We start from the raw sequence: 452 nt of genomic DNA, 5'->3' as shown, positions 1-452 counted from the left end.
ATGATACAGCTGTGATGATTCGTTTGAAACGCTTTTGTCATTTGATCAATCCATGGGCCGTCAGCATTCGGCTGGAATTGATTTGCCTCAAAGAATTGATCGTTTCCTTCGTAGTCAATGGAATACGTATGAAGCGGTGCTTCCCCTATTTTCTCAAAGTGCTTAGCGGCAATGGCAGTAATGGCACTAGAATCGACGCCCCCAGATAAAAATGTTCATACAGGCACATCAGAGACGAGCTGTCTTGTCACGGCATCTGTAAAGAGATGCTTAATGTGCTGTGCGGTGTCATCAAGTGAGTCGGTATGCTCCTTGCTTTTGACATTCCAATATCTCCACACGCGCAGTCCGTCTTTTGAAAAGGTCAAGGCATGTGCAGGTCTCAGCTCTTTTATCCCTTTAAACACTCCTTGACCTGGTGTTCTTGACGGTCCTAAGCCAAAGATCTCCGA

The 452-nt window shown here is 45.8% G+C and carries 1 protein-coding gene and 1 pseudogene; both read right to left on the bottom strand.

The genetic code is table 11. The features are described from left to right. Positions 1 to 173 (bottom strand): hypothetical protein (locus tag GFC01_RS20285; RefSeq protein WP_423244419.1); only part of this gene is annotated, 173 nt, incomplete at its 3' end. A 42-nt stretch (positions 174 to 215) separates the two neighbouring features. Further along, positions 216 to 452 (bottom strand): annotated as a pseudogene (locus GFC01_RS20070) (asparagine synthase (glutamine-hydrolyzing)); the annotation flags it as partial.

It is taken from the genome of Desulfofundulus thermobenzoicus, assembly GCF_009428905.1.
Lineage (GTDB): Bacteria > Bacillota > Desulfotomaculia > Desulfotomaculales > Desulfovirgulaceae > Desulfofundulus_A > Desulfofundulus_A thermobenzoicus.
This window is presented reverse-complemented; position numbering and strand designations above follow the sequence as displayed.